The sequence below is a fragment of the Tepidibacillus infernus genome (genome assembly GCF_048898065.1).
Taxonomy (GTDB): Bacteria; Bacillota; Bacilli; order Tepidibacillales; family Tepidibacillaceae; genus Tepidibacillus_B; species Tepidibacillus_B infernus.
Map to the genome: position 1 here is coordinate 2,087,722 of NZ_JBLWFI010000001.1, position 9,032 is coordinate 2,096,753.

The following is a 9,032-nucleotide window of genomic DNA, read 5'->3' on the forward strand; positions in this document are numbered from 1 at the left end:
CGTGGTACGATCATAATAGCCCACAAAAGATTAAGTTTGTATATTTCAACTAAAGAAAAAATATTGAATTTATGTAATGGAGTGGTGAATAAAGGTGCAATTGGTTAGAAAATCGATCAACTATCTTGGGTTAGCTAGTATACTCGCCTTTATAATAGGTGCCCCTTATCTAAGAGGTTTATTTTTTGATGTTGATTTTTATTGGATTGAATTAGGAATGATTTCTATTGTTTTGTTAATGATCTTCACCAATATGAAAGAAACTAAAAATGCTTTTCAGCTGCCTGCTGTTTGGTTCCTCTTGCTTATCCCTGTAATTTATGGAATCAATGTCTTTCGTGCTGAAAATCAATTACTCGCTTTTCAACAATTCTTTCGTTGGGTAATGTACGCTTCTATTTTTATTGGGGTTTATTTACTAAAAGAAAAGAAATGGATGAAAGATCTGATTTGGGCTGCTTTTATCCTCTCAACAATTTGGATTGCTATTTTTGGTTGGTTAGGTGCTTATCAGTTAGTAGATTTTAGAGATGCATTTTTAGGAAATCGTATATCTTCTGTTTTTCAATATCCAAATACATTAGGCGCCTTTTTAGCGGCTGGATTGATGAGCCTTCTTATTCGTTCAACATCTGAAAAGAAAGGATTTGCTTTCTCTTCTATTGGATCTTTTCTATTATTTATTACGATGATCTTTACCTATTCAAGAGGGGCATGGTTATTCTTTGCTCTGATATGGGTGATTCCGATCTTCATTCTCAAGTTTCGTGAGCAGTTACTATACCTTATTCATTCTCTTTTAATAGGATTTGGATTACTATTTACTATTGAAAAACTAAATCAAACGATTGTTGATAAAAACAGTTCAACCGGGTTTTTATTGATTGGAATTACATCTGTTGTGGTTTTTTCTATTTATTTTATTTCTCATTATTTGATCTCTAAAATTAACAATAAATTAGTTAACGTAAAAAAGCTACGTTGGCTATTTCCAATTCTCTTAGTTATTGGTATCCTGATAGTTTTTTTTGTGATCAAAGATGGTGTTTTTTTAGATAAACTGCCTAAATCTATTCAACAAAGAATAGCTACTATCAATCTTGAAACAAATAGTGTAGTACAAAGAAACCTCTTTAATCATGATGCAACAAACATGATGAAGGATTATCTATGGTTCGGTGCTGGTGGTGGGTCTTGGAGACAACTCTATGAGCGTTACCAAACATACCCTTATACCTCAGCACAGGCACATAACTTTTACCTACAAACGATCTTAGAAGTTGGAATCATAGGCTTTATCTTTCTTTTAGGTTTTTTTGCTAGTATCTTCTATGATCTCATTCGATCTTTCAAGTTAATGGATACGGATAGAAAAAATCAAATGGTCACTTTTGGTTTTGCAGTGCTTTTCTTATTAGCTCATAGTTTTATTGACTTTAATATGTCTTTTGCCTATTTCTCAGCGATTATCATGGTTCTTTTAGCTTTAATTACTGAACCATTTGATATAAAACTTCAATTATTAAAAGATAAGGCAATTCCCTATTCCTTCTTTACGGTTCTAACTATTATCAGTTTCATAAGTATCATCTGGTTGGGGCGTTTTGTCTATGCTGAAAGGCTAATGACGCAATTTACTGGTAAAACTCTGGTTGAAGCAGAAGGAATCATGGATAAAGCAATTAAAGCGAATCCCTATCAATTAGATTATCGAATGACAAAGATAAACGTGTTGCAATCTATTAGTGGATATAATCAAGACAAGAAAATAGTTAATGATATTACGAAAGAAATCATCACCTTAAAAGATAACAGACGTAAAGATTCAAGTTTTTTATTACAACTATCGCAAAAGATGGGGGCGATGGGGTATATAAAAGATTCAATAGAAGTATTGGATAAAGGAATTAAGAATGGTTCATGGAGAGAACCTCTATATACTCAAAAAATTGTCTATTTATTTAATTATGCACAATACAATAAGGAACAAGGTAAATTAGACAATTCCCAAAAGCTACTAGATCAAATTAAACCATTATATAACAAGTTGATGGAAAAAAGAAGATACCTTGATCAACAAATTCCAACATTACGGTACTCAACGTTTCGTCCTTCTCCAACGATGCTTCAATATGTTGGACAAACGTATATTATTGAAGGAAAATATAATGAGGGCTTAAACTTACTTATTCCATTAACAAAACAAAAAGATGAGAACATTAAAAAACAGGCAATTGCTTGGACAATTTATGCTTATGATAAATTAAAACAACCAAGTAAAGTCAATGAATTTAAAAAATTAGGCCAACCTTTAGGGATAGATCAAATTTTAGTTGACATTTATACAACTTGGGAAAAATAAATTCATACTCAAAAGTAAAGCCACTCCTTAGGGAGTGGCTTTACTTTCTAACCCAGAAGCTAATTCTATCTTTGCTAATTTCAGCTCTTGTTTTGATAACTCAATCTCAAGGTCTTGTTTAATATTAGAATTATAATTATTTCTATTAATTACGTTTAACTTTGTTTCACTGTTAAAATGATATGTCGGGACAATTGTTTTTAATATTTTTTTAATTTCATTAGATGAAGATTTGTTACTTGATACTATATTTTTTAATTTATCTATCATTTTAAACAAATTATCTTTATCATACTCTATTGGTCTTCCAACAAAAATTCGATCGTGTTTTGTTGCCTTTGTGCCTTCTTCATCTGTTAATATTTCTTCAAATAGTTTCTCACCAGGACGTATCCCTGTGTATTTAATTTTAATATCTTTATCTGGTTCAAAGCCAGATAATCTAATCAAGTCTCGAGCCAAAGTATCTATCTTTACCGGTTTTCCCATATCAAGGATAAATGTCTCTCCGCCATGAGCAAGAGCTCCTGCTTGAATAACAAGTTGTACAGCCTCTGGAATCGTCATAAAATAACGAACCATCTCAGGATGAGTTACGGTAACAGGGCCGCCTTGTAAAATCTGTTGTTTAAAAATAGGAATAACACTACCTCGACTACCAAGAACATTGCCAAAACGAACGGCAACAAATTTCGTGTTGCTAATAGCATTTAAATGTTGAACAATCATCTCGGCAATTCGTTTGGTTGTGCCCATGATACTGGTGGGATTAACCGCCTTATCTGTAGATATCATTACAAAGTGAGTTGCTCCATATTCATGCGCACATTCTGCAACATTTTTCGTACCAAAAATATTATTTTTTACTGCTTCACTAGGATTTCGTTCCATAAGAGGAACGTGTTTATGAGCTGCAGCATGAAAAACGACATTTGGTCGGTACGTCTCAAAAACATGGTTCAATCTTCGATTGTCTTGAATATCGGCAATAATCGTTTCTAATTCTAAATTTGGATATTTTCTTCTTAGTTCTAACTCTATTTCATAGATACTATTTTCCCCATGTCCAAGTAATAATAGCCTTTTAGGTGAAAAAGGAGCTATCTGTCTACATAGTTCAGATCCAATTGATCCACCTGCCCCTGTGATTAAAACGACTTTCTCATTTACATATCCAACAATACTAGATAAATCTATTTCTATTGGTTCGCGCCCTAATAAATCTTCTACATGAACATCACGAATCATTTTTACACTAATTTTCCCCGACACCAAATCTGAAACTCTTGGCAATATTTTAATATTCGCTTTTGTTTGCTTACAAATATTAATGATTTCAGCAATTTCTGATTTTGGAGCAGATGGGATTGCAATGATGATTTCTTGAATACCATACCTTTCTACTGCATTTACGATATCTTCCCTTGTCCCTACAATTGGTAGGCCAAGTACCTCTAAATTAAGCTTGGAAGGATTATCATCGATAAAAGCAACAGGGTAAAATTCCGTATCTGGAGAATGTTTTAATTCTTTAGCGATCAATGCCCCTGCATTCCCTGCACCAATAATCAAAGCCCTTTTATGATAGGGCTGGATTTTTAGATAATCATCGCGAATGATTCGCCAAGTTAAACGAGATCCTCCTATTCCAGCAATAATTAACATTAAAGATAATAAGTAAATGGAACGGGGGACTACTACATTCGGGTACATATATTGTATTAAACTATGAAAGGAAAAGAAAAACACTTCCGAAATGGTTACTGCCTTTACTATGGAAATCAGTTCTCCAATACTGGCATATTGCCAAACCCTTTTATATAATCTCATTGAGTTAAAAACAATTAAAATAATTGCCAAATGCATGATGATTACATATGGGATAAAGATAAACAGTTCTGTCCTTACTTTAAAATCAAAACGTAAAAAATATGCCATAATGACAGATACTGCAATAATTACAGAGTCAATCAACGTTAACAATAAATAGCGCAGGCGAAAGCTCAAGATTCCTCCCCGTCCTTTACTTTGATTCAAGTTTAATCTTTTGTATCTACAACAACTGCTTTTCTTATATCTACTGAAGAACTTGTGCTATTCCAATATTCTTTCAAGAAAACCCAAAAAACTCCTAGCATAAAGCCCAACACAGTTGCGATTGCCACATTTAATAATTTATTTGGTTTCACTGGATTTTCAGGTTCAATGACATTTCGTACAACAGAAGCCTTAATTCCTGTTTCTTTTGCAATCTCTTTTAGTTGACCCTCTGCCTTTGTTAATTCAGTATGTTGACTTTCAAGATCACTTAGAGCCAATTGGTTAGCAGCATAATCTTCCAAATACTTAATGTAAGCAGGATTTGGTTCCTCATTTTGAACAGTCAATTTACTTATATTTACCACATTTGTATTCCCTAATCGGGCTGCTAATTCCTGTAGATAGGGATCATCTACAATCGACTTTTGATAGATAAGAGACTTATCGACCTTTGCCATTTCTTCTTTAATCTTAGCTAATTTATTTTTTAATAAAGCCATATCCATTTCCACTTGTCTCTTCGTAGATTTTACATTTGCTGATAACGTATCGAAGTTTTGATCTTCAATAAATTGTTGAAACCTTGCTGTAACAATGTTAGCTAATGCGACTGCATCTTTTGCAGAATGAGCGTTAACTGTAAGATTGACAGTCATTGTATCTTTTACTAAATCTACTTTAATCAAGTTATTTAATGCTCCAGATTGAATCCCTTTCCATTCTGGTGAAATTTTCTTTACTTGTTCTAACATTCTAGAACCAGCAATGACATTATCGAATGCGCTTATCAACGTATTAATTGGAACTTCTTCTTGGTTCATCATCTTACTGATAATTGAACTACTTTCTGTCCCTTTTATTTGTTTAACAACAACCGCCGTTGTTATTTGATATGTAGGCGAGAGAACAAAAAAGCTGATAATAGCACTTACAAACATTGCTGCTAGAGTAACGACTGCAATGGTTTTCTTCCCTCGAAGCAAAATCTCAATCAATTCCCTTAAAGATATTTCTTCAACGTTTTCCATGAATTTTACCACCTTTAAACCTTTATTATGTATTTTATAAACTTAAAAATAGTACAATTATTTATTTTTCTACAATAGCAAACAAATTTCCTGCTAATTTCGACAAATTTTACACTACAAAATTTATTATTACGGTTTATGTATAAGTTCATTGCGAATTAGGAGGGGAACAGGATGATTACATGGGGGCCAGTTCTGATTTGGTCGGAGAAAAATGGGTGACCTTTTTCATCTCATTTCTTTATGCGATGAGTGATAAATATCATCAATCTTTAACAGGTTTTCGTGATGGCCGGTGGTCAGATGTAGTAATCTATAGTATTGGTATGATTATTGCCCTCATCACGTATTCATTGGTTCCGATTAGATATAGAGAGAAAGCAACAAAAGGGGTCGGTTAAACATATTTTCGCTCTTTAGAACTCCATGTATCAAAGAACTCATCTTCGCTGATTATTGCCATAAAAGGCGGCAACGTAAAATCAATAATGACGCCAATAACAGAATCAAGACTTTTTTCAAACTTCAATACTTTTTTACAGAAGTTGTTCCACCGTTTTTGAATTGCATCGTCCTTAACTAATTTTGATATTATAGCAACAGAATCTTTTTCATATGGTGTACCTCGATTAGAAAGAGTTTCGTAAATTGCCTCTTGTAATTTTCTACCTTCAAAGTCAAATGTCGTCGCCAGATAATAAATATCGTAGAAATCCTTCATACGACCTGTAGCTTCCATTAATGATATGATGGCATCTAATTTTTCAGCCACAGTAGACTCTAACGAATATGTTAATACTTCAGGCTTTTCAAACTCAGAAAGAACAACCGGTAGTTTTCTTTTTACTGCCGATGGAACAATAATATCTCCGACTCCAAAATCAATGCTAAAAGGTGTCTTGGTATTTCCAATTAAACCAATTAGATTAACTCGGATATCATGGTACTCTTTTATTTCACTAATTACTTCTAACCCTCGAATCTCAAACCTAATAAAATCATTTTTGCTAGGTGTGGAAATAACTTTACCAACTAGTATTTCTATCGAATGTAAATCAGTTGAATGATTCTTTAAAAGATAATCTGCATCAACTGTTGGCCTAGTTGTAAATTCGCTGATAGTATATAGAAGAAATCCGCCTTTGAGAATCAGATTATCTCTGTATTTCGATTGTGATAACCTTCGTATAAACTCTTCTTGGCAAAAAAGATTCAATAATTGTTGAAGTTGAATACCTTTTTCTTTTGATTTGTTCTTTAACTTAGCTAAAATTGATGCTGCGATATCAGCCATTATATCCACACTCCAATATAGGTTTGAACCTTATTTTTGATATTAAACAATTCAGCGTACTCAAACAGTTTTGTTATATTTTTCTTTTGATCTTTAACATAACGTTGGATTGCATTGTTAAAAACTTCTTTCTCAAGTTTGTTCTCATAACGAAGAACATCACATATGGTCCGATCACGGGTAAAAATCTTCACCGTAACACCTTCAATTTGAATGGTATCAAGACCAACATCTAAAAATTTTGGTTCTAAATAAAAAGGCTCTATTAGAGGGTATTCGATTTTATACTGGCTTTTTTCGCTATCTTTATCAACCGCTATCTGCCAAGCGGAGGGTATTCGATCGGTATAGCCGTAATGAATTAGTGCGCTTTCAAGAAAAATGACTGCATGAGGAAATAGCCGCGCTATAACGGCTTCCTCTGGATTAATATTATTTGATAGTTCATAATATCCCTGCTTGATTTTAGTAAGTACATTTTCTTCAAGAAGTTTTTTAATATGACGACTTGAAAGCCCAATAGCATTAAGTTCTGATGTTTTAAGTACGCCTCCATGCTTATTAAATTCATTTTTAATAACATCTATATTAATCATTTTTGCACCTCAATATCCGCTTTCTACTTCGCAAAGCGGGTAATTTAGTGCAATTTTATCATATTACTTAGCCAAAGAGCAAGATTGTAGATTTAAAAAGTAGACCCCTTTTGGGAAGTATTGGAATTAAGCAACGAATAAAGCTTTATAACGTGGCCTTTTTCATGTCATTTCTGAATGGTTTTTAACAACTATAAAAGCACTTTGCATATTTGTCTATATGATCCTTTAATGGCCTATGTTTTAAAGTTTCGTAATGAATAATGTCAAAATAATAGGGTAAAGGTAATTCTTCGTTTAATAATACACTCAAATGGTTAATTATCTCTTGCGTCAACTGAGAACCATATATAACTAGATCAACATCAGATCCATTTTTGTAATTACCCATGGCACGACTTCCAAAAATAGACGCTTTTTCAATCTCTGGCCACCTTGATAAAGCTCCAATAATTAAATTCATACTTTTCTCTGGTATCCCAAACTTCATCTTTTTGCTCCTAAGTCACGATATACCTGTGTTATAGCTGCGTAATAACTATCCTTAATCTTCATTACTGCCAATTGAAAACGCTCTTCGTCGTAAGTATGGGCTAATAAATTTTGTTTTTCCAACATATCCATCCATGTTTCACCATCCTGAATAAGACCATAGTGAAATGATGATTTTATTACTTCTCTTGGAAAGGTTACTAATACTTCTTCAGATTCTAAATAATCCTTTAGTGTTTTCCATGCCAATTCTAATGTATACTCAAACCTTTGAATCAAACCTTCTTTCTCAAGCACGCTAAGATTATCAAAATCTTGTATAGCTAAGTCAAATTGACGATAGGCTTTTTCAAAGTTTTCAAATCGCTGACGCCACCGATTTTCCTTTAAGTTCATTATTATCATACTCCCACATTTAATTTATTTATCAAATTTTATCACATTATCAATAACATGGGAAAACAATTGACTTATCACCCTATTCTTCTCTACATCTTAATTTTTCTGTTCAATTTCTCAATATCGAACTCATCATACCCTTGACTTTTCCCCCATACTATCATATCGTCATGCTCTGGATGATCTTTATTAGCTATAATTTCAAGAAATTCTTCGTAACCGGATTCTCCACCTACATCTTCAGGAGGTGTGTTCCCCTCACCTTCATAGCAGACAGGATAGTTTTTGTCATAATTCTCGATCACCTTTTCCACCTCAATATAATGCTGCCAATTATCTCCAAAATCATAATTATATTTTAGCCTTTTATACTTAGGGATATATTCTGAAAGTCGGATACCTTTTTCATGCCTCATCTCTATATCATTGGGATAGGCAAAAGCTTCCTCATCAGAAACCAAGTTCATAACAGGCGTGAACTACCCGCCACCTACACTTCGCTTAGAGGTGGGGGCTTCTAAGGTAATCGCACCTAACGGTACGAAATTTACTTAGCTATCGAGCCTGTTCCATGCTCTATTTATGATTATACTAACAGTCGCAATCCTTCACGCTTGATATTGATAGAAGCGTTCCAATCTCTATCTGCCACAAAACCACAATCACAATGGAATATGCGCTCAGAAAGAGATAGAGACTCCTTTACTTGACCGCAACATGAACAAGTTTTGGATGATGGAAACCACTTATCTATTTTAATAAGCTTTTTCCCCTGCTCCTCTAACTTGTATTGGAGAAAGGTGGTGAACATGCCCCAGCTA

General features: G+C 33.4%; 10 protein-coding genes. 2 read left to right on the forward strand and 8 right to left on the reverse strand.

The window, feature by feature from the left end; translation table 11 throughout:
* Nucleotides 1–94: 94 nt before the first annotated feature.
* Complete coding sequence (locus TEPIDINF_RS10445; RefSeq protein WP_068726414.1) at nt 95–2,362, forward strand: O-antigen ligase family protein; 2,268 nt, start codon at nt 95–97, stop codon at nt 2,360–2,362.
* 27 nt (nt 2,363–2,389) lie between these two features.
* Here TEPIDINF_RS10445 and TEPIDINF_RS10450 read toward each other — a convergent pair whose 3' ends face one another.
* Together TEPIDINF_RS10450 and TEPIDINF_RS10455 are read right to left on the reverse strand one after the other, a co-directional pair.
* Nucleotides 2,390–4,369, reverse strand: coding sequence for a polysaccharide biosynthesis protein (locus tag TEPIDINF_RS10450; protein WP_421691946.1), 1,980 nt, complete (start codon nt 4,367–4,369; stop codon nt 2,390–2,392).
* A 32-nt stretch (nt 4,370–4,401) separates the two neighbouring features.
* A complete protein-coding gene (locus TEPIDINF_RS10455) occupies nt 4,402–5,430 on the reverse strand; it encodes a Wzz/FepE/Etk N-terminal domain-containing protein (RefSeq protein ID WP_068726418.1) in 1,029 nt (342 codons plus the stop codon).
* Nucleotides 5,431–5,612: 182 nt separating this feature from the next.
* On the opposite strand from TEPIDINF_RS10455, the gene TEPIDINF_RS10460 reads away from it, so the two are divergent.
* Complete coding sequence (locus tag TEPIDINF_RS10460; protein ID WP_068726421.1) at nt 5,613–5,831, forward strand: VanZ family protein; 219 nt, start codon at nt 5,613–5,615, stop codon at nt 5,829–5,831.
* Here the strand turns inward: TEPIDINF_RS10460 and TEPIDINF_RS10465 are convergent.
* From TEPIDINF_RS10465 to TEPIDINF_RS10490, 6 genes are all read right to left on the reverse strand, one after another.
* On the reverse strand, nt 5,828–6,724 hold the full coding sequence (locus TEPIDINF_RS10465; protein WP_068726423.1) for a nucleotidyl transferase AbiEii/AbiGii toxin family protein: 897 nt from the start codon (nt 6,722–6,724) through the stop codon (nt 5,828–5,830). The genes TEPIDINF_RS10460 and TEPIDINF_RS10465 overlap by 4 nt on opposite strands.
* Nucleotides 6,724–7,320, reverse strand: coding sequence for a type IV toxin-antitoxin system AbiEi family antitoxin domain-containing protein (locus TEPIDINF_RS10470; protein ID WP_068726425.1), 597 nt, complete (start codon nt 7,318–7,320; stop codon nt 6,724–6,726). The genes TEPIDINF_RS10465 and TEPIDINF_RS10470 overlap by 1 nt, the downstream gene beginning before the upstream one ends.
* A gap of 184 nt (nt 7,321–7,504) precedes the next feature.
* Nucleotides 7,505–7,810: a nucleotidyltransferase domain-containing protein gene (locus TEPIDINF_RS10475; RefSeq protein WP_068726426.1), complete on the reverse strand. Its 306-nt coding sequence runs from the start codon at nt 7,808–7,810 to the stop codon at nt 7,505–7,507.
* Complete coding sequence (locus TEPIDINF_RS10480; protein WP_068726428.1) at nt 7,807–8,208, reverse strand: nucleotidyltransferase substrate binding protein; 402 nt, start codon at nt 8,206–8,208, stop codon at nt 7,807–7,809. The genes TEPIDINF_RS10475 and TEPIDINF_RS10480 overlap by 4 nt, the downstream gene beginning before the upstream one ends.
* A gap of 92 nt (nt 8,209–8,300) precedes the next feature.
* Nucleotides 8,301–8,678 (reverse strand): plasmid pRiA4b ORF-3 family protein, encoded by a 378-nt coding sequence (locus TEPIDINF_RS10485; protein WP_068726430.1) that lies wholly within the window; start codon nt 8,676–8,678, stop codon nt 8,301–8,303.
* Between the two features lie 119 nt (nt 8,679–8,797).
* A partial coding sequence (locus TEPIDINF_RS10490; protein WP_421691947.1) for an RNA-guided endonuclease InsQ/TnpB family protein occupies nt 8,798–9,032 on the reverse strand: 235 nt, incomplete at its 5' end.